Annotated in this window: 1 protein-coding gene; it reads left to right on the forward strand. The window is 62.5% G+C overall.

Annotated features, from left to right (window positions below; translation table 11 throughout):
* The first annotated feature begins 119 nt into the window (after nucleotides 1–119).
* Nucleotides 120–662: a glycine zipper 2TM domain-containing protein gene (locus AC1D15_RS34515; RefSeq protein WP_477829619.1), complete on the forward strand. Its 543-nt coding sequence runs from the start codon at nucleotides 120–122 to the stop codon at nucleotides 660–662.
* The last annotated feature ends 287 nt before the right edge of the window (nucleotides 663–949 follow it).

The following is a 949-nucleotide window of genomic DNA, read 5'->3' on the forward strand; positions in this document are numbered from 1 at the left end:
GCAGCGGACACCGAAGCGACACACGCGTCGCGAAGTCCTACACCAGATCCCGGCCTCTACTGCCATGCACGCGGCGAGCCGGGCACGACAATTGAGGTGGGCTACCACAGGAGCAACCCATGGACAACTCAATGATCAAAGGTATCGCGGTCGGCGGCATCGCAATGGTGATGCTGGGCGCGGGTGCCGTCACGGGTTCTCAGAAAATGTCGCAGCCCAAGGCCGCTGAGGTGATGGCAGTCAAAGAGGTAACGGAGACCGTGACGACGCCGCGCCAACAGTGTGAGACGGTGCAGGTGCAGCGCCAGGCGCCGGTCAAGGACGAGAACCGCCTGCTCGGCAGTGTTGGTGGCGCGGTGCTCGGCGGCGTGCTCGGTCACCAGATTGGCGGCGGCACCGGTAAGAAGGTGGCCACCGTAGCTGGCGCTGCGGCAGGCGGCTACGCCGGCAACCAAGTGCAGAAGAACATGCAGCAAGGTGACGTTATCTCGACCGCCGAGCAGCGCTGCAAGACGGTGCAAGAGAAGTCGAAGAAGTTGGTTGGCTACGACGTGAGTTACCGCCTGAATGGCAAGGACGGAGTGGCGCGAACCTCGTTTCGCCCTGGCGCCACGCTGCCGGTGAAGGACGGCCAAGTCGACACGACAGCGCCGACGTCTTGAGCCACACGCCGTCCAGGTGCAACAGCAGGCAATCCGATGCTTCGTAGCAACGTTGCTCGACTTCCTGCCTCCATGCAATCGCCAGCGGGACTGCTCTTCAAGCGCGATGCACATCCTGGGCTTGGCTCTAAACGTGTCTAACCGATGCCCAATGACCCGCGTCCGCCCTGTGTGTTCTCCTACCTCAAGAGTTAGACAAAGTACTCGCGCGGGCGCCGTAGCCCTTGATCGACGTCCAGACTTCTAAGCAGCGGGTCTTCACGGCGCAACCGTGCAGCATTCTGGGC

It is taken from the genome of Rhizobacter sp. P2_H2 (assembly GCF_056403375.1).

What these genes read in the sequence shown, in the direction of transcription:
- AC1D15_RS34515 (WP_477829619.1), top strand. Translation starts at nt 120, where the DNA reads ATGGACAACTCAATGATCAAAGGTATCGCGGTCGGCGGCATCGCAATG.